18 protein-coding genes are annotated in these 22,081 nt (G+C 65.3%); 9 read left to right on the top strand and 9 right to left on the bottom strand.

Annotated elements, in window-relative coordinates:
- Window positions 1-18: 18 nt before the first annotated feature.
- Together BFE01S_RS13365 and BFE01S_RS13370 are read right to left on the bottom strand one after the other, a co-directional pair.
- A complete protein-coding gene (locus BFE01S_RS13365) occupies window positions 19-312 on the bottom strand; it encodes a contact-dependent growth inhibition system immunity protein (protein WP_028225947.1) in 294 nt (97 codons plus the stop codon).
- Window positions 309-1,145: an RNase A-like domain-containing protein gene (locus BFE01S_RS13370; protein ID WP_028225948.1), complete on the bottom strand. Its 837-nt coding sequence runs from the start codon at window positions 1,143-1,145 to the stop codon at window positions 309-311. The genes BFE01S_RS13365 and BFE01S_RS13370 overlap by 4 nt, the downstream gene beginning before the upstream one ends.
- 840 nt (window positions 1,146-1,985) lie before the next feature.
- On the opposite strand from BFE01S_RS13370, the gene BFE01S_RS13385 reads away from it, so the two are divergent.
- The gene (locus tag BFE01S_RS13385; RefSeq protein ID WP_028225949.1) at window positions 1,986-3,608 is read left to right on the top strand and encodes a multicopper oxidase family protein; all 1,623 of its coding nucleotides are present in this window, start codon (window positions 1,986-1,988) and stop codon (window positions 3,606-3,608) included.
- 82 nt (window positions 3,609-3,690) lie between these two features.
- Here BFE01S_RS13385 and cspD read toward each other — a convergent pair whose 3' ends face one another.
- Complete coding sequence (cspD, locus tag BFE01S_RS13390) at window positions 3,691-3,897, bottom strand: cold shock domain-containing protein CspD (protein ID WP_017776809.1); 207 nt, start codon at window positions 3,895-3,897, stop codon at window positions 3,691-3,693.
- Between the two features lie 650 nt (window positions 3,898-4,547).
- On the opposite strand from cspD, the gene clpS reads away from it, so the two are divergent.
- Window positions 4,548-4,862, top strand: a complete 315-nt coding sequence (gene clpS, locus BFE01S_RS13395; RefSeq protein ID WP_028225950.1) for an ATP-dependent Clp protease adapter ClpS — start codon at window positions 4,548-4,550, stop codon at window positions 4,860-4,862.
- Entirely contained in the window at window positions 4,859-7,156 is a 2,298-nt protein-coding gene (gene clpA / locus BFE01S_RS13400) for an ATP-dependent Clp protease ATP-binding subunit ClpA (RefSeq protein ID WP_028225951.1), read from the top strand. Before clpS ends, clpA begins: the two co-directional genes overlap by 4 nt.
- A 158-nt stretch (window positions 7,157-7,314) precedes the next feature.
- On the opposite strand, the gene dut is transcribed toward clpA, so the two are convergent.
- From dut to BFE01S_RS13430, 6 genes are all read right to left on the bottom strand, one after another.
- Window positions 7,315-7,761, bottom strand: coding sequence for a dUTP diphosphatase (gene dut, locus BFE01S_RS13405; RefSeq protein WP_028225952.1), 447 nt, complete (start codon window positions 7,759-7,761; stop codon window positions 7,315-7,317).
- Window positions 7,762-7,771: 10 nt separating this feature from the next.
- Window positions 7,772-8,779, bottom strand: a complete 1,008-nt coding sequence (locus BFE01S_RS13410; RefSeq protein WP_028225953.1) for an LLM class flavin-dependent oxidoreductase — start codon at window positions 8,777-8,779, stop codon at window positions 7,772-7,774.
- A gap of 73 nt (window positions 8,780-8,852) precedes the next feature.
- Complete coding sequence (gene coaBC, locus BFE01S_RS13415) at window positions 8,853-10,100, bottom strand: bifunctional phosphopantothenoylcysteine decarboxylase/phosphopantothenate--cysteine ligase CoaBC (protein ID WP_042337614.1); 1,248 nt, start codon at window positions 10,098-10,100, stop codon at window positions 8,853-8,855.
- 62 nt (window positions 10,101-10,162) lie between these two features.
- Window positions 10,163-10,678, bottom strand: a complete 516-nt coding sequence (gene lspA, locus BFE01S_RS13420; protein ID WP_028225955.1) for a signal peptidase II — start codon at window positions 10,676-10,678, stop codon at window positions 10,163-10,165.
- The gene (ileS, locus tag BFE01S_RS13425) at window positions 10,678-13,530 is read right to left on the bottom strand and encodes an isoleucine--tRNA ligase (RefSeq protein WP_028225956.1); all 2,853 of its coding nucleotides are present in this window, start codon (window positions 13,528-13,530) and stop codon (window positions 10,678-10,680) included. The genes lspA and ileS overlap by 1 nt, the downstream gene beginning before the upstream one ends.
- Before the next feature lie 161 nt (window positions 13,531-13,691).
- Entirely contained in the window at window positions 13,692-14,687 is a 996-nt protein-coding gene (locus BFE01S_RS13430) for a bifunctional riboflavin kinase/FAD synthetase (RefSeq protein ID WP_028225957.1), read from the bottom strand.
- Between the two features lie 186 nt (window positions 14,688-14,873).
- On the opposite strand from BFE01S_RS13430, the gene purN reads away from it, so the two are divergent.
- The 6 genes from purN (at window position 14,874) to nadC (ending at window position 22,064) form a co-directional block, all read left to right on the top strand.
- Complete coding sequence (gene purN, locus BFE01S_RS13435) at window positions 14,874-15,551, top strand: phosphoribosylglycinamide formyltransferase (protein WP_028225958.1); 678 nt, start codon at window positions 14,874-14,876, stop codon at window positions 15,549-15,551.
- Window positions 15,548-16,936: an RsmB/NOP family class I SAM-dependent RNA methyltransferase gene (locus BFE01S_RS38510; RefSeq protein WP_042337617.1), complete on the top strand. Its 1,389-nt coding sequence runs from the start codon at window positions 15,548-15,550 to the stop codon at window positions 16,934-16,936. The genes purN and BFE01S_RS38510 overlap by 4 nt, the downstream gene beginning before the upstream one ends.
- Before the next feature lie 137 nt (window positions 16,937-17,073).
- Window positions 17,074-18,441: a mechanosensitive ion channel family protein gene (locus tag BFE01S_RS38515; RefSeq protein WP_042337619.1), complete on the top strand. Its 1,368-nt coding sequence runs from the start codon at window positions 17,074-17,076 to the stop codon at window positions 18,439-18,441.
- A gap of 224 nt (window positions 18,442-18,665) precedes the next feature.
- Window positions 18,666-19,862 carry a DesA family fatty acid desaturase gene (locus tag BFE01S_RS13450; protein ID WP_028225959.1) on the top strand — a complete coding sequence of 399 codons (1,197 nt, stop codon included), beginning with the start codon at window positions 18,666-18,668 and terminating at the stop codon, window positions 19,860-19,862.
- A gap of 171 nt (window positions 19,863-20,033) precedes the next feature.
- Entirely contained in the window at window positions 20,034-21,164 is a 1,131-nt protein-coding gene (nadA, locus tag BFE01S_RS13455) for a quinolinate synthase NadA (RefSeq protein ID WP_028225960.1), read from the top strand.
- Complete coding sequence (gene nadC, locus BFE01S_RS13460) at window positions 21,165-22,064, top strand: carboxylating nicotinate-nucleotide diphosphorylase (protein WP_028225961.1); 900 nt, start codon at window positions 21,165-21,167, stop codon at window positions 22,062-22,064.
- Window positions 22,065-22,081 lie beyond the last annotated feature (17 nt).

Below are 22,081 nucleotides of genomic sequence, written 5' to 3' on the forward strand. Positions count from 1 at the left end.
GATGCGGGGGAAGGTGAGCTAGTCGCTCAGAATGCGCTTCAATTCTTCAAAAAAAGAGACCGTTGTGTAACCCCATGAGACAGGGGAAAAATTAAATCCGTAAAGATCGTAGAATTCCTTGTCCAGATTTTCTCCGGCCTCGTTTTTAAATCTTTCAATCTCATTCAGTATCTTCACGATCTCACTGGGTGAGCTATCTCTCTTGAAGCAGGAGACAACTTCCTCCAGGGTTTCGCCCCAATAATCAGAATCCTGATTGAGATATGCTCCAAATAAAGTGTGAAATTGGGGGTAGGATTTTTCGTTAATCATTTCAGTAAATATGACGTAAGAATATAATATGGCATTCCGTTGTATTTCTCATATTTGATGACGACCTGGACCGTACTCATATCTCTGATTTCTCCGGTTTCCTTGACGAGACCATATCCTACTTTCTTCCCAACGTCCTGATGCACGGCCAAGGGGTGCTTGGGATTTGACAGAGCCCAATTTTTAATCCGCGATCTATTGGACTCCATTACTTTGGAGATCGCCCATTCCGCATCCTGTAAGTTCCGAAACGATGACACGACATCTCTTTTCGGCTCCAGCCGCAACCTTTCCCGCAACTGTGCCTCGGTTCTCCCTGCATGCTTCAGGAGAGTGTGCCCACCCAGTCTGGGATTGAGAGCCTTGGCCTCATGCATCTCCAGACTAATCCGGCCCATCGTAACCCGCGCCGCTCTTGCCGCCTTGATCGAACCGGCAAAACCGAACGGCACAGCAATATCGAGCGAGAGGCCGATGTTGTTTGCCATGTCGGGGCTGGCCCGCATGGCCTCTGCCAGCCTGGCCGTACCCTGCTGGGTCAGCGTGGCCGTATCCTTGCCCGTCCAGACCTGACGCACGGCCGCCGCCGCCGTATCCGAGCCATGCACGCCGAACACGATGCATCCCGCCTTGCTGACCATCGTGGGTTCCGGCACGATGCACAGCGCTGCGGCCCCAACCATTTCCAGCACGCCGCCGACAACTTGCAGGCCGCCCCACAATCGGTTGGAAAGCATCTCGGTCTGACTGATCGACGCGCGAGCCAGCACGGCAGCCAGTTGCGGAGCGCTCAGCACCACACGCACGTCGTCCGAATCCTCTTCATGGGCCATACGAATATTTCCCCTGTGATTGCGCGGCTCGATCACGCTAGCGAGACACAGAGGGGGATGGAATGGGCGATGGATGATTTTTTGGTTTCCTGCACGTCTCCTTTGCCCAATCTCATATCCAGGGGCTAACGCTGCCGCTGTACGTCTGACAGATTGCTGAGATCCACCGGGATTTTCTTTTGGCTTTCTCGAATGAACAGATAATTCGGACTGCGATATAAAAAGAAGGCTTTTCACGCTCCCCCAATTTTTGCCCCGCACCGCTTACGACCGCAGATGCCTTACGCTATGATGGCCGTGTGTATCCATCGCGCATCCGGCCACTCGCTTCCCGAATGATCGCCGTCCTTCGTCTGCTGATAATGTTTGCCTTTGCGCTCCTCGCCATGCGCGGAGTGGCCGCGTGCGAAACCGGAACCGAAGCCCAGACCGTTCCGCAGGCAGCGCAGGGTGTACACGCTAGCGCTCAAGCCACCGCTCAAGCCAGCACAATGGCCTTGACCACTCGCGCCCGGTACCCGTCCGATTGCCACGCGGGCTGCTGTGCCGCGAGCTGCGCCATTCACTGCGGCCTGCCTCTTGCCGCATCGGGTTTCGTTGCCGGCTCGCCGGGCAATGCCGAACCTGCCGCATCGCCTCAACGTTTGCTCGCGGGTATTACGCACGCACCGCCACTGCCTCCGCCGATCGTCTGACGCACTCGCGGCCGCGCCTGTTGCGCGGCCGGTGTCATTCACCTCCGGTTTCGCGCTGGACGCGATCCAGCGGAACCGTCGATCGTGCACGCGGCACGCAGGCTTCGTCGTGCCGCGCCAAAGAGTCTGATTCGGGATATCGACGATGCAAAGAAGAGCTTTCCTGTCCGGCGCCCTCGGCGCCGCCCTTGCTTCGCTATACGCGCGCACTTCATTCGCGCAAAGCGACAGCCACACGATGCACATGGCGCCCGGTCCGGCCGGCATGTCCGACGCGCGCGCGATGCCGGGCGGCACGATGCCGGCGCCCGCGCCGCTCGCTGCCGCCGATGCGCTCACGACCGGCGCGCCGCTCCCCACCTTGCGCACGCTGGCCAACGAATCCCGCGAACCGGGCCGCTTCCGCGCGACGCTCGTAGCGCAGGCCGTGCCGCGCCCCTTGCTGCCGGGGCAGTCCGACACGCCGTTCTGGCAATACGACGCGGGGACGGGCACGCCCGATCTCGGCGCGCCGGTTATCGGTCCGCTAATCGAGGTGCGCGAGGGCGACACCGTCGAGATCCGCTTCGTGAACCGCCTCGCGCAGCCCTCCACGATTCACTGGCATGGCCTGCCCGTGCCGCCCGATCAAGACGGCAATCCCGCCGATCCCATTGCACCCGGCGCCGGGCGTCTCTATCGCTTCACCTTGCCCGCGGGCAGCGCGGGCACCTACTGGTATCACCCGCATCCGCACATGCTCACGGCGGAGCAGGTGTTTCGCGGGCTGGCGGGCCCGATCGTCGTACGCGCCGCGGACGATCCGCTTGCCGCCTGGCCCGAGCGTCATCTCTTCGTGACGGACCTGAAGCTCGCCGCCGACGGCACGATCGCGCCGAACAGCATGATGGACTGGATGAATGGCCGCGAAGGCCAGTTCTTGCTGCTGAACGGCGCGCTGCGTCCGCAGATCGACGTGACGCGCGACGAACGCTGGCGCGTATGGAACGCGTGCAATGCGCGCTATTTGCTGCTCGCGTTCGACGATGGGCGTTCGTTCGCCCAGGTCGGCACCGACGGCGGCTTGCTTGCTGCGCCGCGCGGCAACGTCACGTCGCTGCTGCTCGCGCCGGGCGAGCGCGCCGAGCTGATCGTGGCCGCCGGCGCGCTGCCTTCGCGCGCGCGGCTCGTCGCTGCGCAATACGACCGCCGCAAGATGGCGATGATGGGCGGCAGCCTGCCGGCCGAGCCCACCCGGGCGCTTGCCGATGTGCGTTTTGCATCGGGCGCCGCTGCGCCAGGCGCCGCCGGCACGCCCCCCGCGCTGCCCGCGCAGTTGCGTGCGATCGCACCCCTCTCGCCGTTTCGGGCGCGGCAATCGGTCGTATTCAGCGAGGCCATGGACATGAAGGCAATGCACCAACCGGGTGCGTCCGCACTATCGATGCCCCGCGGAATGCAGTTCATGGTGAACGGGGCGACCTACGAGCCGGGCCGCGTGACGCTGACGAGCCGCCGTGGCGAAGTCGAACAGTGGTCGATCGAAAACCGCACGGACATGGATCATCCGTTTCATCTGCACGGCACGCAGTTTCAGGTGCTGGCGCGGGAGCGGGGCGGCAGGCACGTGGCCGCGTCGTATCTGGCCTGGCGCGACACCGTGAACGTGGAGCCCGGCGAAACGGTGCATATCGCCACGATCCAGCGTGAAGCGGGGGAGCGCATGTTCCATTGCCACATCCTCGAGCACGAGGACCTCGGCATGATGGGGACATTACGCGTGGTGTGATCCGGCGCAGGATCGCGAAAGGAGCGTCACAAAAAAGAAACCCGGCCTGAGCCGGGTTTCCAAGGTACGGGTACCGAACAGATCAGGCTGCTGCCTGAATGTTCGATGCCTGTTTGCCCTTCGGGCCTTGCACGACCTCGAAGCTCACCTTCTGACCTTCTTTGAGGGTCTTGAAGCCATTCATCTGGATGGCCGAGAAGTGAGCGAACAGATCCTCACCGCCTTCGTCCGGCGTAATGAATCCGAAACCCTTCGCGTCGTTGAACCACTTGACCGTACCGGTTGCCATACCTACTTCCCCTGTAACTCATGTCACTACCACGAGCAGTTCGAAAAGCTTAACGATCGCTTACCGCGACCGCCCCCTCCTCACAAGCTCACCAACGGCATTTTTTCGAGTTTGAGTCAGTTGAAAAAAGTGCCAGCTTGATTGTTGAGGCTCTTTATTCCGTTGTCAAGAGCATTTTTAGAAGCACTCCAACGCGTTGTAAAGAGCGCATTTCCAGGGTTTTTACCGCTTTTCTTGCGCGTCGCACGGAGGCGAGCGACGCATCTTGAAAAGTCGCATAATCGACGCACATGGGAAGCACGGCAGCGCGCGCTTGCATCGATTTCGTACTTTACGTGCGGACTCCGACAGTAGCGATCAACCGCGCGGCGCATGTTGTGCGATACTGATTTCAACGCTGGCGCGAAAGCTGCTCGAAGCAACCAAAGCAGGTATGAAGCAACGGATCAGTCAACCGGTCCGGCCGTCGTCCTGGTAGTCATTCGCGCAGTAGCAGCAGGAGTAACGAGGCAGATCAAGGCCGGCCCCGCACGGCCGGTAGTGGCTGGACGGGGCGCGGCGTGCATGGCGATTGCGAGAGCGGGTTCACCGTCCGTCCGGTCGGGTTTCGGCAGGATTGCGGGCCTGTCCGAGTTGTTTAGAATGGGTGTATGGCGATTATCCCGGACAAGCAGGACTCAACCATACTGGAGCGGCAGGAACAGAAGGTAAAACCGCCCTCCATGTACAAGGTCGTGCTGATGAATGACGACTACACGCCGATGGAATTCGTCGTGATGGTCGTGCAGGAATATTTCAACAAGGACCGCGAGACCGCAACACAGATCATGTTGAAGGTTCATCGCGAGGGCAGGGGTGTTTGTGGGGTCTATACGCGGGACATCGCGTCGACCAAAGTTGAGCAAGTCGTTACCCACGCACGGCAGGCCGGGCATCCGCTGCAGTGTGTGATGGAGGAAGCATGATTGCCCAGGAACTGGAAGTCAGCCTGCACATGGCGTTCATGGAAGCACGTCAGGCACGGCACGAATTCATCACAGTCGAGCATTTGCTGCTGGCGTTGTTGGACAATCCGACAGCGGCAGAAGTACTGCGCGCGTGTGCCGCGAATATCGAAGACCTGCGTCAGAACCTGCGCAACTTCATTCACGACAATACCCCTACGGTCCCCGGCACGGACGACGTCGATACGCAGCCCACGCTGGGATTCCAGCGTGTGATCCAGCGCGCGATCATGCACGTCCAGTCCACGTCGAACGGCAAGAAGGAAGTCACCGGCGCGAACGTGCTGGTGGCGATCTTCGGCGAGAAGGACTCGCACGCGGTGTACTACCTGCAGCAGCAGGGCGTCACGCGTCTGGACGTGGTGAATTTCATTTCGCACGGCATAGCGAAGACGAGCAGCGGCGAAGCCGCCAAGGCGAGCGACGCGAATGCCGAAGCCGAAGACGCCGCCGGCCAGAAGGAAACGCCGCTCGCCCAGTTCACGCAGAACCTGAACCAGATGGCGAAGGACGGCCGCATCGATCCGCTGATCGGGCGCGAGCCCGAAGTGGAGCGCGTGGTGCAGGTGCTGTGCCGCCGCCGCAAGAACAATCCGCTGCTCGTGGGCGAAGCCGGCGTGGGCAAGACCGCCATCGCGGAAGGCCTCGCCTGGCGCATCACGCGCGGCGAAGTGCCCGACATTCTGGCCGACGCGCAGGTGTATTCGCTCGACATGGGCGCCTTGCTCGCGGGCACCAAGTATCGCGGCGACTTCGAGCAGCGTCTGAAGACCGTGCTCAAGGAGCTCAAGGAGCGCCCGCACGCGATTCTCTTCATCGACGAAATTCATACGCTGATCGGCGCAGGCGCCGCTTCGGGCGGCACGCTCGACGCGTCGAACCTGCTCAAGCCCGCGCTGTCGTCGGGTACGCTCAAGTGCATCGGCGCCACCACCTTCACCGAATACCGCGGCATCTTCGAGAAAGACGCGGCTCTCTCGCGGCGCTTCCAGAAGGTCGATGTGGTCGAGCCGACGGTCGAGCAGACCGTTGCGATCCTGCGCGGCCTGAAGTCGCGCTTCGAAGAGCACCACGGCGTGAAGTATTCGTCGGGTGCGCTGAATGCGGCGGCTGAACTGTCGGCGCGTTTCATCACCGACCGTCATCTGCCGGACAAGGCGATCGACGTGATCGACGAAGCGGGCGCGGCGCAGCGCATCCTGCCGAAGTCGAAGCAGAAGAAGACCATCGGCAAGAGCGAGATCGAGGAGATCATCTCGAAGATCGCGCGCGTGCCGGCGCAGAGCGTCTCGCAGGACGACCGCAGCAAGCTTCAGACGCTCGACCGCGATCTGAAGTCGGTGGTGTTCGGCCAGGACCCGGCGATCGACGCGCTTTCGGCTTCCATCAAGATGGCGCGCGCGGGTCTCGGCAAGACCGACAAGCCGATCGGTTCGTTCCTGTTCTCGGGCCCGACCGGGGTCGGCAAGACCGAAGTGGCGCGCCAGCTCGCGTTCACGCTCGGCATCGAGCTGATCCGCTTCGATATGTCCGAGTACATGGAGCGCCATGCGGTGAGCCGCCTGATCGGCGCGCCGCCGGGCTATGTCGGGTTCGACCAGGGCGGGCTGCTGACCGAGGCCGTCACGAAGAAGCCGCACTGCGTGCTGCTGCTCGACGAAATCGAGAAGGCGCACCCGGACATCTTCAATGTGCTGCTGCAGGTGATGGACCACGGCACGCTGACCGACAACAACGGCCGCAAGGCGGACTTCCGCAACGTCATCATCATCATGACGACGAACGCGGGCGCCGAGGCGATGAACAAGTCGACGATCGGTTTCACGAGCCGCCGCGAGCAGGGCGACGAAATGGCCGACATCAAGCGCATGTTCACGCCCGAGTTCCGCAACCGGCTCGATGCGACGATCAGCTTCCGCGCGCTCGATGAGGAAATCATCATGCGCGTGGTCGACAAGTTCCTCATGCAACTCGAAGACCAGTTGCACGAGAAGAAGGTCGATGCGCTCTTCACCGACGCCCTGCGCAAGCATCTGGCCAAGCACGGCTTCGATCCGCTCATGGGCGCGCGGCCGATGCAGCGCCTGATCCAGGACACGATCCGCCGCGCGCTGGCCGACGAACTGCTGTTCGGCAAGCTCATGAACGGCGGCCGCGTGACCGTGGACGTGGATGCGGAGGACAAGGTGCTGCTGACCTTCGACGAGCAGCCGGCACCGCGCAATCCGAACCCGGAGGCGGTCGAAGTAGAATAAGCGGTTCGTTTCCGCTTCATTCGAAGAGAAACGGCGCGGACGTCACAGCCCGCGCCGTTTTGTTTTTACGCCCCTCGCTAGCGGGAGAAGGCGTGCCGCTGGGGTTTATGCCGAGGTTCGTGGTGGCAACAGATAAAGACCAGCCCGAAAGGCGAAGCTCAATGCTTGCCCGTGCTGCCGAAACCGCCGGCGCCGCGCTCGCTTGTTTCGAAGTCCTCGACAATATTGAACTGCGCCTGCACGACCGGCACGATCACAAGCTGCGCGAGGCGCTCCAGCGGATTCAGCGTGAACGTGGTGTGGCCGCGGTTCCAGGTGGAGATCATCAGTTCTCCCTGGTAATCCGAATCGATGAGCCCGACCAGGTTGCCGAGCACGATGCCGTGCTTGTGGCCGAGGCCCGAGCGCGGCAGGATCAGCGCGGCGTAGCCGGGATCGGCCACGTGGATGGCGAGGCCCGTGGGCACGAGCTTCGTTTCGCCCGGTTCGAGCACGAGCGGCGCTTCGATGCAGGCGCGCAAGTCGAGGCCCGCGCTGCCCGGCGTCGCATACTGGGGCAACTGGTCGCGCATGCGCTCGTTCAGGATCTTGATGTCGATTTTCATTGGCGAAAGATCAGGGTTGGAAAGAGAGCTGGAACGCCTGTGCCAGCAGTTCATAAGAACGCAGCCGCGCGGCATAGCTGCCGGCCACGGTGAGCACGATCAGTTCGTCGGCCGCGAAGCGTTCCTGCAGTGCGTACAGGCGCTCCGTGACGCTTTCTGGCGTGCCGATAATGCTGCGCGGCTTTTCGCGATCGATCACGAGTTGCTCGCGCTCGCCGTATTCTTGCGCGAGGCCCTGCTCGACGCTCGGAACGGGCGCGTTCAGGCCCAGAGCCATCTGCACGCGGCGCAGATCGACGGCCTTTTCGAGCGCGGCGGCCTCCTGTTCGGTGTCCGCGCAGATCGCGAATACGGCGCAGGCCAGATACGGCTTCGCTTCGTGGCCCGGCTGGAAGCGCTCGCGGTAAGCGTTCGCCACCAGATGCCCGAAGTGCGCGTTGATGAAATGCGCGAACGAGAAGCGCAAGCCCAGTTGTGCGGCCAGCATGCCGCCGAAGTCGCTCGATCCGAGCACCCAGAGCTGCGGCCGCGTTTCGATTTGCGGCTGCAAGACCACGCCGCTCGCGACATTGTCTTTGGGCAGCGTGCCGTCCATCAGCCCAACGAGGTCCTGCACCTGTTGCGCAAAGAGTTCGCCGCGGTTGTAGTCCCCGGCGGCCACAGCCTGGGCCGTGCGCAGGTCGCCGCCCGGCGCGCGGCCGACACCGAGGTCGACGCGGTTCGGAAAGAGCGCTTCGAGCATGAGGAACTGCTCGGCGATCTTGAACGGGCTGTAGTAGGGCAGCATGATGCCGCCCGAGCCGATGCGGATGCGCTTCGTCACGCTGCCGAGGCGCGCGAGCATGACTTCGGGGCAGGGATTGCAGACGCCGAGCAGGCCGTGATGCTCGGCGCACCAGTAGCGCGTGTAGCCGAGGTCGTCGGCGAGTTGCGCGAGTTCGACAGTGGCGGCGATGGCATCGGCCGCCGTGTGCCCGGCAATCACGGGCGATTGGTCGAGTACGGAAAGTAGCGTCATGACGGCTCACCTTGCTTTCGTTCGCGACGCGCGCGGCCCGGGCCGTTGTGCTGGCCGATGGCGCGCTCGCGCGTCACGAAATGATGCTCTCGTCCGGCAAACGTCGGGCGATTTCGGCGATCAGCGTCTGCGCGAGCGCCTGTTTGGCCGCGCGCGGCAGCTTCGTGCTGCCCGACGGCTCGAAGAGTACGACTTCGTTGTCGTCGAGCCCGAAGGTCAGCGGACCGAGATTGCCGATCAGGAGCGGCACGTTCTTGCGCCGGCGCTTTTCTTCGCCGTGCACGTCGAGGTCGCCGCTTTCGGCCGCGAAGCCCACGCACCAGGGCGGATGCGGCAGGGCCGCCACCGAGGCGAGGATGTCGGGGTTTTCGACGAAATTGAAGCTCGGCATGCGCTGCCCGGCCGTCTTCTTGATCTTCTGTGCCGCGACGTGATCCACGCGCCAGTCGGCCACCGCCGCCACGCCGATGAACACGTCGTAGTCGGGCACGGCGCGCATCACCGCGTCGTACATCTGCTGGGCCGTTTGCACGTCCTCGCGATAGACGCCCCACGGCGTTTCCAGCGCGACCGGGCCCGCCACCAGGTGCACCTCGGCGCCGGCCTGCTGCGCGGCGCGTGCGAGCGCGAAACCCATCTTGCCGCTGGAGCGGTTGGTGATGCCGCGCACGGGGTCGAGCGGCTCGAAAGTCGGGCCGGCCGTGATCAGCACGCGGCGGTGCGCGAGCACCTTCGGCGCGAAGAACGAAACGATGGCTTCATACACCGCTTCCGGCTCCAGCATGCGGCCGTCGCCGATCTCGCCGCACGCCTGCGAGCCCGAATCCGGGCCGAGCGTGATCACGCCGTCGGCGCGCAGTTGCGCGACGTTGCGCTGGGTGGCCGGGTTGCCCCACATCTGCCGGTTCATCGCGGGCACGACGAGCAACGGGCAGTCGCGCGCGACGCAGAGCGTGGAGAGCAGGTCGTCGGCAAAGCCGTGCGCGAGCCTGGCCAGGAAGTCGGTGGAGGCGGGCGCGATCACGATGGCGTCCGCTTCGCGCGAGAGGTCGATGTGCGCCATGCTGTTCGGCACGCGCGCGTCCCACTGGCTCGTATAGACCGGGCGCCCCGAGAGCGCCTGCATGGTGACGGGGGTGATGAACTGCGTGGCGGCTTCGGTCATCACGACCTGCACCGTCGCGCCGGCTTTGGTCAGAAGGCGCGTGAGCTCGGCGATCTTGTAGCAGGCGATGCCGCCCGTCATGCCGATCACCAGGTGCTTGCCGGCCAGTTCTCCGGGGTTCGCTGCGGACGTGTTCAAATCGGGTCTCCGGTCCATGCAAGAGCGTTGCGCTCGGGCGGCGGCGGGCGCGGCCGCCGCCGTCGAACCTCGGCGCGGGTTCAGCGCGCCCGGCGCACGCGGCGCAGCTCGTCGAACACGAGCAGCACGGCGCCGACGCAGATCGCGCTGTCGGCGACGTTGAACGCCGGCCAGTGCCACGTGCCCACGTGGAAGTCGAGGAAGTCGATCACGTGGCCATACATCAGCCGGTCGAGCACGTTGCCGAGCGCGCCGCCGAGTATCAGCGAAAGCGCGGCGCAAAACAGGCGCTGCGTGCCGTGGCGCTTGAGCAGATAGCAGATCACGAGCGCCGCGACCACGCCGAGCGCCGTGAACGCCCAGCGCTGCCAGCCGCCCGCCGCGGCGAGGAAGCTGAACGCGGCGCCCTTGTTGTACACGAGCACAAGGTTGAAGAACGGCGTGATGACGCGGCCTTCGCCGTAGCTGAACATCTTGGCGATGGCGATCTTCGTGAGCTGGTCGGCGAGGATCACGATCACCGCGACGCCCAGCCACGGGGCGAGCGTGCCGCCGCTGCCGCCGGTACGCGATTGTTTCGGCAGGGTTTTGGCCATTATGCCGCGCTCCGCGTTTCGCCGTTGCCGAACAGATTCGCCACGCACCGGCCGCACAGGCCCGGATGTTCCGCGTGGGCGCCCACGTCTTCGCGGTAGTGCCAGCAGCGCTCGCACTTGAGGTACTTCGAGGTGATGACCTCGACCGCTTCATCGGCTTCGCTTTCCACCTTGACGACTTCGGCCGCCGAGGTGATCAGCACGAACTTCAGGTCGTCGCCGAGCGTCGCCAGTGCGTCGTAGCGTGCGCCGCTCGCGAGAATGCGCACTTCGGCCTGCAGCGACGAGCCGATCTGGTTCGCCACGCGGGCCTCTTCCAGCGCCTTCGTCACGTTGCTGCGCACTTCGCGCAGGAGCGTCCACTTGCCGATCAGCGCTTCGGCCTGGGCGATGTCCGGGAACGCGTGGAACGTTTCGGTGAAGATCGTTTCGCTGCCCGGCTGGAACACCTTCCACGCTTCTTCCGCCGTGAACGAGAGGAAGGGCGCGAGGATGCGCAGCAGGCTGTGCGTGATGTGGTGGAGCGCGGTCTGCGCGGCGCGGCGGGCCTTCGAATCGGGCGCGCTCGTGTAGAGGCGGTCCTTCAGCACGTCGAGGTAGAAGCCGCCCAGGTCTTCCGAGCAGAACGTCTGCAGCTTCGCGACGACCGGATGGAACTCGTAGCGGTCGTAGTGCGAGAGCACGTCGTTTTGCAGCGTGTGCGTGAGCGCCACCGCGTAGCGGTCGATTTCGAGCCACTCGCCGGCGGGCTGCGCGTGGCGGTCGTAGTCGAAGTCCGAGAGATTCGCGAGCAGGAAGCGCAGCGTGTTGCGGATGCGGCGATAGCTTTCCGTCACGCGCTTGAGGATTTCCTCCGAGATCGCGAGCTCGCCCGAATAGTCGGTCGAGGCGATCCACAAGCGGATGATTTCCGCGCCCAGACGGTTCGCCACTTCATGCGGATCGACGCCGTTGCCGAGCGACTTCGACATCTTGCGGCCTTCGCCGTCCACGGTGAAGCCGTGCGTGAGGAGGGCGTCGTAGGGCGGGCGGCCGTCGAGCATCGAAGCCGTGAGCAGCGACGAGTGGAACCAGCCGCGGTGCTGGTCCGAGCCTTCCAGATACAGGTCGGCCGGGAACTGCAGTTCGTCCTTGTGCGAGCCGCGCAGCACGTGCCAGTGCGTCGTGCCCGAGTCGAACCAGACGTCGAGCGTGTCGCGGTTCTTCTCGTACAGGTTGGCGTCGTCGCCGATCAGCTCGCGCGGATCGAGCGTCTGCCATGCCTCGATGCCGGCTTTCTCCACGCGCTTCGCGACTTCCTCGAGCAGCTCCGGCGTGCGCGGATGCAGCTCGCCCGTTTCCTTGTGCACGAAGAACGCCATCGGCACGCCCCATTGGCGCTGGCGCGAGAGCGTCCAGTCCGGGCGGTTGGCGATCATCGAGTAGAGGCGCTGCTTGCCCCAGGAGGGATAGAACGCGGTCGCCTCGATGCCTTCGAGCGCCGTTTCGCGCAGCGTCTTGCCGCCGTCCTTCGGGGTCACGTCCATGCCCGCGAACCACTGCGAGGTGGCGCGGTAGATGATGGGCGTCTTGTGGCGCCAGCAGTGCATGTAGCTGTGCCGGTACTTTTCGCTGCGCAGGAGCGTGCCGGCGGCGTCGAGCGCTTCGACGATCTTCGGGTTCGCGCTCCAGATCGAGAGGCCGCCGAAGAGCGGCAGCGATTCGATGTAGCGGCCGTCGCCCATCACCGGGCTGATGATGTCCGAGTCGGCCATGCCGTGCGCCTTGCAGGAGACGAAGTCTTCCACGCCGTAGGCGGGCGCCGAGTGGACGATGCCGGTGCCGGTGTCGGTCGTCACGTAGTCGCCGAGGTAGATCGGCGAGGTGCGCTTGTAGCCCGGATGCGCCGCGGCGAGCGGGTGATGAAAGCGCAGGTTCGCGAGCTTTTCGCCGGGCGCCGTGGCGATCACGCGGCCTTCCAGGCCGAAGTCCTGCATGCAGGCTTCTACGCGCTCTTCAGCAAGGATCAGCAGGCCGCGCTGCGTATCGACGAGCGCGTACACCACCTCCGGATGCACGTTCAGCGCCTGGTTGGCGGGGATCGTCCAGGGCGTGGTGGTCCAGATCACGATGCCGCCTTCCTGGCGCGGCAGGGCCGCGAGGCCGAACGCGGCCGCCGTTTCCGCGGGTTGCGCGAACGGGAACAGCACGTCGATGGTCGGGTCGGTCTTGTCCTTGTACTCGACTTCCGCTTCGGCGAGCGCCGAACCGCAGTCGAAGCACCAGTTCACGGGCTTGAGGCCGCGGAACACGTAGCCCTTTTCCATGATCTTCGCGAGCGCGCGGATCTCGCCGGCCTCGTTGGCGAAGTTCATGGTCTTGTACGGGTTGTCCCAGTCGCCCAGCACGCCGAGGCGCCGGAAACCGGCCTTCTGCGTCTCGATCTGGCCGGCCGCGTACTCGCGCGCCTTCTTCATGACTTCCTGGGCCGGCAGCGACTTGCCGAACTGCTTTTCGATCTGGATCTCGATTGGCATGCCGTGGCAGTCCCAGCCCGGCACGTAGACCGCGTCGTAGCCCGCGAGATTGCGCGCCTTGACGATCATGTCCTTCAGGATCTTGTTCACCGCGTGGCCGAGGTGGATGTCGCCGTTCGCATACGGCGGCCCGTCGTGCAGGATGAATTTCTTGCGGCCCTTCGAGGCGGCGCGGATCTTCTCGTAGATCTTGCCGTCCTGCCATTCCTTGACCCACTGCGGCTCGCGCTTCGGCAGATCGCCGCGCATGGGGAACGGGGTGTCCAGCAGATTGACGGGGTATTTCGATTCGGACTTCTGCCCGGCCTTGCCGGAGGATGCTTTCTTGTCGCTCATGGTGAGATCACGGTGAATTCGGGGGGATGCACGGCGTCGGACAGAGCGGCGTAGCCGCGCAACCGTCGCCTCGCGCGCTGCCTGCCTGGGACGACGTTGCGGGCGGCGCAGGGGGCGGGCGGTCCGTACGCACGCGCGATGGCGCGCATACGGGCCGCGGGTCACCTAATTCGGTCGGTGGCCGAGGTGGCGAATCCGGTGGAACGGGAGCCGGACGCATCGGCGCCGGCGGCGGCAAACCAGGCGCGCGCGTTGACCACGTCGCGCGCGATGGCGGCGCCGAGCGTTTCGAGGTCCACGAACTTCTCTTCGTCGCGCAGCTTCTTCAGGAACTCGACGCGCACGAGCTTGCCGTACGCGCTGCCATGCCAGTCGAGCAGATGCACTTCGAGCAGCACGCGGCCCGAATCGTCCACGGTCGGGCGCACGCCGAGGCTGGCCACGCCGGGCAGCGGATGATCGGCGAGGCCATGCACCTGCACGACGAAAATGCCGTTGAGCGCCGGGCGCTTGTGGCCGATCGGCAGGTTCAGCGTGGGAAAGCCGAGGTCGCGGCCGAGCTTCTGGCCGTGCACCACGTGGCCGCTGATCGCGTAGCCGCGGCCCAGTGCGGCGCGCGCCGCGTCGAGGTCGCCGGCCTGCAGCTGGGTGCGCACGGCCGAGCTGGAGATGCGCGCGCCCGACGGGTCGGCCACGGTCGCCATCTGCTCGACTTCGAAGCCGTATTGCTCGCCGGCCGCCCTGAGCGAAGCGAAATCGCCCGCGCGCTTCGCGCCATAGCGGAAGTCGTCGCCGATCATCATCCAGCGCGCGTGCAGGCCGCCCACGATGATGCGCTCGACGAACGCATCCGGCGACTGGCTCGCGAAGGTGTGGTTGAAGTGCTCGACGACCACGCGGTCCACGCCGTTATCGCGCAGGGCTTCCAGCTTGTCGCGCAGCATCGCGATGCGCGGCGGCGCGCCCGCCGGGTTGAAGAACTCGCGCGGGTGCGGCTCGAAGGTCATCACGCAGACGGGCAGGCCGCGCGCGTCCGCTGCTTCGCGCACGCGCGCGAGCAACGCCTGATGCCCGCGGTGGACACCGTCGAAGTTGCCGATGGTGAGCGCGCAGGGCGCCCGGCTCTCGGCATTGGGAAGACCGCGGAAGACTCTCACGATAGCGGTTCGGACCGGTTAGGGGGCTAATGTGACGTAGTGTGGCCTCGGATGGCCGGATTTCGCCTGGCGTGACGCCAGCCGCCGCGCCCGCAGGCCGCGACGAAACAGAAGATTATAAACGCTCGGGCGGGGGACCGCCGCCGTCCGGGCGTGGTGCCTTGCCCTCGATGATAAAATCCGCGGATGAAAAATCTCGTTATCCTGATCTCGGGCCGGGGCAGCAACATGGAAGCCATCGTGCGCGCCTGCGCGCACGATGCCTGGCCGGCGAAGATCGCCGCCGTGATTGCGAACCGTCCCGACGCCGCGGGCCTCGCGTTCGCGGCGTCGCACGGCATTGCCACCGCGGTCGTCGATCACCGCCAGTATCCCGAGCGCGCCGCCTTCGACGCGGCGCTTGCCCAGACCATCGACGGCTATGCGCCCGACCTCGTCGTGCTCGCGGGCTTCATGCGCGTGCTGACCGAGGGCTTCGTCGATCATTATTCGGGTCGGATGCTTAATATCCACCCGTCGCTCCTGCCGAGCTTTCCGGGGCTCAAGACGCACCAGCAGGCGCTCGACGCGGGCTGCCGCGTGCATGGCGCCACGGTGCATTTCGTCACGTCCAGGCTCGATCATGGTCCGATCGTCGCGCAATCCGCCGTGCCGGTGCGCGCAGGCGACGACGCCGCGGCGCTGGCCGCGCGCGTGCTGGCCACCGAGCACGTGATCTATCCGCGCGCGGTGCGCTGGTTCGTCGAAGGGCGCGTGACGCTCGACGGCGCGCACGTGACGCTCACGCCGCCCGAGCCGCAGTGGCTCTTCCTTGACGACACCAACGCACACGCAAATACACAGACCGCCGGGGAGGGCGTATGAGGCTGCATGGATTCCTGATCGGACAAACCGAGACGCTGCTTGCCGACGTCCTCAAGTTCACGGGCCCCGCGGACGCGGTGACGAGCCGCTTTTTCCGCGAGCATCCGAAGCTCGGCCATACCGAGCGCGGCGTGATCGCCGAGGCCGTTTTCGCGGTCCTGCGCCGCCGCATGGAGTTCGCGCATCTGGCGGAGAGCGGCACTGGCAGCCCGGCGCGGCGCTTGACGCTGCTCGGCCTGATGGCGACGGCGGGCCGCTCGGCCATCCGTCCTTTCGTCTCGGACGCCGAGGCGAGCTGGCTCGAACACGTGGCGAAGGTCGATCCGGCGAGCCTGCCGCAGCGCGTGCAACTGAATCTGCCCGACTGGATCGTGCGCGCGCTCGAGCCGCGTTTCGAGCCGGCCGAGCTCGCGCAGCTGGCCGCGGCGCTGAACTATCCGGCGCCGCTCGATCTGCGCGCGAACCCCATCAAGGCGAGCCGCGACGAGCTGCTGCGTGCGCTGGGCGAAGCCGGCATCGAGGCCGGCGAAACGCCGTTCGCGCCGTTCGGCGTGCGGGTGGTCGGCAAGCCGGCGCTCGCGAAGCTCGACGCGTTCAAGAACGGCTGGTTCGAAGTGCAGGACGAGGGCAGCCAGTTGCTCTGTTCGCTCGTGGCGCCGCGCCGCGGCGAGATGATCGTCGACTTCTGCGCGGGCGCGGGCGGCAAGACCCTCGCGCTCGGCGCGATGATGCGCTCGACCGGCCGCCTCTACGCCTTCGACATTTCGGACCGGCGCCTCGCCAGGCTCAAGCCGCGCCTTGCGCGCAGCGGGCTGTCGAACGTCAATCCGGTGCTGATCGACAGCGAGCACGACGCGAAGATCAAGCGCCTTGTCGGCAAGATCGACCGCGTGCTGGTGGATGCGCCGTGCTCGGGCCTCGGCACGCTGCGCCGCAATCCCGACCTCAAGTGGCGCCAGACGCCCGAGTCGGTGGCGGAACTCGCGCCGAAGCAGCTTTCCATCCTCACGAGCGCCGCGCGCCTGCTCAAGCGCGGCGGCCGGCTCGTGTACGCGACCTGCAGCATTCTCGAAGCCGAGAACGAAGGCGTGGTGAAGCAGTTTCTCGAAGCGCATCCGGAGTTCGAACTGGTGAGCGCGCGCGACGTGCTAGCGGAGCAGCGCGTGGGCCTCGACACGGGCGACTACCTGTCGCTCTGGCCGCATCGCCATGCCACGGACGGCTTTTTCGCGGCCGTGCTGGAGCGCCGCGGCGACGCCCGCCCGAAGACCCGGGAGGCCAGTGCGGCCACCACGCCCGAGGAATCGGCCGCGCAGCAGGAAGCCGCCGACGCGATCGCGAAGGCGAGCGATACCGCCGCCGAGCCGGATGCCGCTCTCGAGTAACGCGTAACGCGCAACCCGCACGCTCGGCTGCTGCGGCTGGCGGTCCAGCCGTAGCAGCCGCAGCAGTAGCAAGACAGCGCGGGCGCGCGCTTTCCCGCAGGTGCCGGGCGAGCGCACGCCCGCGCCATTCACGCATCATGTTCGAAAACCGTTTGCTCTCTCACATGCTGGGCGGTGTGTTCCGCGACTACGGCCAGCCCGTCATCCTCTGGCAGGCCGGCGTGCTGATCGGCGCGCTGCTGCTCGCGTGGCTGCTCGCACGGCTTCTGCGCCGCGCGCTCGAAGCGCGCCGGCAGACGCGCTACGAGTCGCTGCACTTCGGCGCCGAAAGCTTCGCCAAGGCGCTCTTTCCGCTGATCGGCGCGGCCTGCGTCTGGGCCGCGCGCGAGATCGCCGGCAATTTCATCCACACCTCGCTCCTCAATCTCGCGCTCGTGCCGCTCATCGGCATCGGGCTCATCTACTTCGCGTTTTTCTTCGCGCGCCGGGTGTTCGGCAGCAAGGGCGAGACGCACGCGTGGCTTTCGATCGTCGAGAAGCTCGTCTCGCTGATCGTCTGGGCGGGCATGGTGCTGACCGTGCTCGGCATCCAGGACGACGTGCTCGACTGGATGGCGAGCGTGCGCTTTCGCATCGGCACGGCGCATGTCAGCCTGCTGTCGCTCTGCAATGGCGTGCTGTGGGTGTGCGTGACGATGGTGGTGGCCATCTGGGCGGGCTCCGTGCTCGAAGAGCGCCTCATGCGCGCCACCACCCTCGACGCCAACCTGCGCGTCGTGCTCGCGCGCGTGGGCCGGGCGCTGCTGGTGTTCGCGGCGGTGCTGCTGAGCCTCTCGATCGTCGGCATCGACATCACCGTGCTCGGCGTGTTCGGCGGCGCGCTGGGCGTGGGCCTCGGCTTCGGGCTGCAGAAGATCGCCAGCAACTATGTGTCTGGGTTCATCATCCTGATCGACCGGTCGCTGCGCCTTGGCGACACGATCAACGTGAGCGGCCTCGCGGGCAGGGTCACGCAGATCCGCACGCGCTACACGGTGGTGCGCGGCCTCGACGGCGTGGAAACGCTGATCCCGAACGAGAAATTGATCACCGACGTGGTGCAGAACCAGTCGTCCTGGCTCACGCGCGGCTACGCCAAGGCGCCGGTTCAGGTGGCCTACGATACGGATCTCGACGTCGCGATGGCGCTCCTCGCCCGCGCGGCCGAAGGCGTGGACCGTGTGCTGACTGATCCGGCCCCGACACCGTACCTCGTGGGATTCGGCGCGGACGGCATCAACCTCGAACTCGGTTTCTGGATCGCCGATGCGGCGGCCGGCACGTCGGGCGTACGCTCGGCCGTGAACCTGAACATCTGGCGCCTTTTTGGCGAGCATGGCATTGCGATTCCGTTTGCCCAGCGCGAGGTACGGATCGTCGGCGTGGACGGCCTGGCGGGGGCAGCCGCAACCGTGGCGGCCCGACAACAGGGGCCCGATGCCGACGGGGCGGCGGCGCCGGGTTGAGCCGGGCAGGGCCGGTACGGCGGCGCTCCCTGAAAGGTGCGGCAAACCGCCTCCCCAGTGCATCCAGCCATTGACGGGAACCCCGATAGAGAAAAAAATCTCTATTTGTTACAAACACTTGGAACGGTTCGAGTAGAATGCCGTCGAACCCTATCGCAGTGCTTTCACTTTCCTGACTCCGGCCACCCGTAAGTCCGTAGTCATTCGCTACACGGGTATAGACCTTGTTGAACTCCCTGTTAGATTTCCTCGCCCACGGGCTGCTGCATTTCTCGTGGTGGCAGATCCTGCTGTTCGCGGCGATCGCAACGCACATCACGATCGTCGGCGTCACCGTTTACCTGCATCGCTGCCAGGCGCACCGGGCGCTCGACCTGCATCCGGCCGTGAGCCACTTCTTCCGCTTCTGGCTGTGGATGACCACGGGCATGCTCACTGGCCAGTGGGCCGCGATTCACCGCAAGCACCACGCGAAGTGCGAGACCGAAGAAGATCCGCACAGCCCGCAAACGCGCGGCATCTGGAAGGTGCTGCTCGAAGGCGCCGAGCTCTATCGCACCGAAGCGAAGAACGAAGAGACGCTGCGCCGCTTCAGCCACGGCACGCCCAACGACTGGATGGAGCGCAACGTCTACACGCGCTATCCGATCCTCGGCGTGAGCGTCATGATGGTCGTCGACGTTGCGCTCTTCGGCGCGGTCGGCCTGACCGTGTGGGCCGTGCAGATGGCGTGGATCCCGTTCTGGGCGGCCGGCGTCGTGAACGGCCTCGGCCACTTCTGGGGCTACCGCAACTTCAACTCGGCGGATGCCAGCACGAACCTGTTCCCGATCGGCATCATCATCGGCGGCGAGGAACTGCACAACAACCACCATACCTTCGCCACCTCGGCGAAGCTCTCGAACAAGTGGTACGAGTTCGACATCGGCTGGATGTATATCCGCCTGATGTCGATGTGCGGTCTCGCGAAGGTCAAGAAGGTCGCGCCCACGCCGCGCCTGATCGCGGGCAAGCTCGTGCCCGATCACGAAACGCTGCAGGCCGTGCTCTCGAACCGCTATGAAGTGATGGCGCGTTACGCGAAGGCCGTGAAGCAGGCGTATCGCCAGGAGCTCGCGCACCTCAAGGAAGTGGGCGCGCGCGAGAAGTACCAGTTGATGCGCGGTGCGCGCAAATGGTTCGACAAGGAAGAAGACAGCCTGAACGAGCCGCAGAAGCGCCAGTTGCCGCAGATCTTCGCGGACAATCAGAAGCTGCGCACCTTCATCGAACTGCGTAACGAACTCGCGGCGATCTGGGAACGTTCGAGCGCCTCGCGCGAACAACTGCTGACGCAGCTCCAGGATTGGTGCCATCGTGCCGAACAAAGCGGCATCAAGGCGCTCCAGGAATTCGCTTCGCGTCTTCGCCGCTATGCATGAGACGTAAAAAAATCCATTAGAATTCGGATACGTCACAAAACCCCGCGTTGGCGGGGTTTTTCTTTTTGGGGCCGCGAAAACCTGTGCCGCTCGCAGGGGCATTTTCCGCAGCCATCGGCATGGGACCGTAGCCGGCGTTCAGGCGCGCACGCTGCGGTCGAAGGGGAGATCATGAGTCAGGCGATCATGAAGGTCGAGTACGATCGGCCGCAAGGCGCCGTCTGCAGGGTTGGCGAGGCGTGGGCACGCGTGCCCGATGCGCCGTCCGCTGCGGAGCGCATTGCATTGAAGGCGCGCATTCGTGCGCTGCTCAAGCGCGAGAAGGCAGTGCTCGTCGCGCACTATTACGTCGATCCCGAGTTGCAGGAGCTGGCGGACGAAACCGGCGGCTGCGTGGCCGATTCGCTCGAGATGGCGCGCTTCGGCCGCGATCACGAGGCGCAGACGCTCGTGGTGGCGGGCGTGCGCTTCATGGGCGAGACCGCGAAGATCCTCGGGCCGAACAAGCGCATTCTGATGCCGGATCTCGACGCGACCTGTTCGCTCGATCTGGGCTGCCCCGTCGACGAGTTTTCCGCGTTCTGCGACCAGCACCCGGACCGCACCGTGGTGGTGTACGCGAACACGAGCGCTGCCGTGAAGGCGCGTGCGGACTGGATGGTGACGTCCTCGATCGGGCTCGAGATCGTCGCGCATCTGCATGCGCAAGGCGAGAAGATCATCTGGGCGCCGGACCGTCACCTCGGCGGCTACATCCAGAAGAAGACCGGCGCGGACATGCTTCTGTGGCAGGGTTCGTGCCTCGTGCACGACGAATTCAAGGGCGTCGAGCTCGACCTCCTGCGTGCCGAATATCCGGATGCGAAGGTGCTCGTGCATCCCGAATCGCCCGAAGGCGTCGTCGCGCAGGCCGACGTGGTGGGCTCCACCACGCAGCTCATCGACGCGGCCGTGAAGCTCGACGCGAAGCGCTTCATTGTCGCGACGGACCTCGGCATCCTGCACAAGATGCGGCTCGCCGCCCCGGGTAAGACCTTCATCGAAGCCCCCACGGCCGGCAACAGCGCCACGTGCAAGAGCTGCGCGCATTGCCCGTGGATGGCGATGAACGGCCTCGAAAATCTTGCCGACGTGCTCGAACGCGGCCACAACGAGATCTTCGTCGATCCCGCGCTGGGCGAGCGCGCCCGCCTGCCGATCGACCGCATGCTCGCATTTGCGGCGCAACACAAGCGCCGCGTGCAGGCGAGCGGCGACCTCGCGCGCGACGGTGCGCTGTTCGCGAACGTGGGGGCGGCGTAAATGGGTGCGATGGAACTGATGGGCGTGGAGGCGGCGTCGCCGCAGCTGGCCGAAGTGCGCGAGCAGTACGGCGCGGCGTTCGACGCGGCGATCGCGCGCAACATTGCCGACGCGCTCGCGGAAGACGTGGGCACGGGCGACCAGACGGGCCGCCTCGTGCCGGCCGACGAGATGCGCGACGCGCGCATCATCGTGCGCCAAGAGGCGGTGCTGTGCGGCGTGCTGTGGTTCGACGGCGTGATGCGCAGCGTCGATCCGCGCATCGAAGTGCGCTGGCACTATCGCGAGGGCGATCGCATGAGCGCCGATTCGACCGTGTGCTCGCTGCGCGGTCCCGCGCGCGCGCTGCTCACGGCCGAGCGCAACGCGATGAATTTCCTGCAGCTGTTCTCGGGCGTGGCGACGGCCACGCGCCGCTACGTGGACGCGATTGCGCACACGAAGACGCGCATCGTCGATACGCGCAAGACGCTGCCCGGCCTGCGTCTCGCGCAGAAGTACGCGGTGCGTGTGGGCGGCGGAGCGAACCAGCGGCTGGCGCTCTACGACGGCATTCTCATCAAGGAAAACCACATCGCCGCGGCCGGCGGCGTGGGCGCTGCGATGGACGCCGCGCTGGCATTGAATGCGGGCGTGCCGATCCAGATCGAAGTGGAAACGCTCGCGCAGCTCGACGAAGCCCTGGCGCACGGTGCAACGTCGATCCTGCTCGATAACTTCTCGTTCGACGCGATGCGCGACGCCGTACGCCTCACGGCGGGCCGGGCGGTGCTCGAGGGTTCGGGCGGCGTGAACTTCGAGACGGTGCGCACGATTGCCGAAACGGGCGTCGATCGCATTTCGATCGGCGCCCTGACGAAGGACGTGCGCGCGACCGACTATTCGATGCGGATCGTCTGAAGGGGCGCGCAGCCCGG

This window comes from Paraburkholderia ferrariae NBRC 106233 (genome assembly GCF_000685035.1).
GTDB classification, from domain to species: domain Bacteria; phylum Pseudomonadota; class Gammaproteobacteria; order Burkholderiales; family Burkholderiaceae; genus Paraburkholderia; species Paraburkholderia ferrariae.

What these genes read in the sequence shown, in the direction of transcription:
- clpS (WP_028225950.1), top strand. Translation starts at nt 4,548, where the DNA reads ATGGCGATTATCCCGGACAAGCAGGACTCAACCATACTGGAGCGGCAG.
- BFE01S_RS38515 (WP_042337619.1), top strand. Translation starts at nt 17,074, where the DNA reads ATGTTCGAAAACCGTTTGCTCTCTCACATGCTGGGCGGTGTGTTCCGC.
- clpA (WP_028225951.1), top strand. Translation starts at nt 4,859, where the DNA reads ATGATTGCCCAGGAACTGGAAGTCAGCCTGCACATGGCGTTCATGGAA.
- BFE01S_RS13370 (WP_028225948.1), bottom strand. Translation starts at nt 1,145, where the DNA reads ATGGCCCATGAAGAGGATTCGGACGACGTGCGTGTGGTGCTGAGCGCT.
- BFE01S_RS13385 (WP_028225949.1), top strand. Translation starts at nt 1,986, where the DNA reads ATGCAAAGAAGAGCTTTCCTGTCCGGCGCCCTCGGCGCCGCCCTTGCT.
- nadC (WP_028225961.1), top strand. Translation starts at nt 21,165, where the DNA reads ATGGGTGCGATGGAACTGATGGGCGTGGAGGCGGCGTCGCCGCAGCTG.
- BFE01S_RS13410 (WP_028225953.1), bottom strand. Translation starts at nt 8,779, where the DNA reads ATGACGCTACTTTCCGTACTCGACCAATCGCCCGTGATTGCCGGGCAC.
- cspD (WP_017776809.1), bottom strand. Translation starts at nt 3,897, where the DNA reads ATGGCAACCGGTACGGTCAAGTGGTTCAACGACGCGAAGGGTTTCGGA.
- dut (WP_028225952.1), bottom strand. Translation starts at nt 7,761, where the DNA reads ATGAAAATCGACATCAAGATCCTGAACGAGCGCATGCGCGACCAGTTG.
- coaBC (WP_042337614.1), bottom strand. Translation starts at nt 10,100, where the DNA reads ATGGACCGGAGACCCGATTTGAACACGTCCGCAGCGAACCCCGGAGAA.
- BFE01S_RS38510 (WP_042337617.1), top strand. Translation starts at nt 15,548, where the DNA reads ATGAGGCTGCATGGATTCCTGATCGGACAAACCGAGACGCTGCTTGCC.
- ileS (WP_028225956.1), bottom strand. Translation starts at nt 13,530, where the DNA reads ATGAGCGACAAGAAAGCATCCTCCGGCAAGGCCGGGCAGAAGTCCGAA.
- purN (WP_028225958.1), top strand. Translation starts at nt 14,874, where the DNA reads ATGAAAAATCTCGTTATCCTGATCTCGGGCCGGGGCAGCAACATGGAA.
- lspA (WP_028225955.1), bottom strand. Translation starts at nt 10,678, where the DNA reads ATGGCCAAAACCCTGCCGAAACAATCGCGTACCGGCGGCAGCGGCGGC.
- nadA (WP_028225960.1), top strand. Translation starts at nt 20,034, where the DNA reads ATGAGTCAGGCGATCATGAAGGTCGAGTACGATCGGCCGCAAGGCGCC.
- BFE01S_RS13365 (WP_028225947.1), bottom strand. Translation starts at nt 312, where the DNA reads ATGATTAACGAAAAATCCTACCCCCAATTTCACACTTTATTTGGAGCA.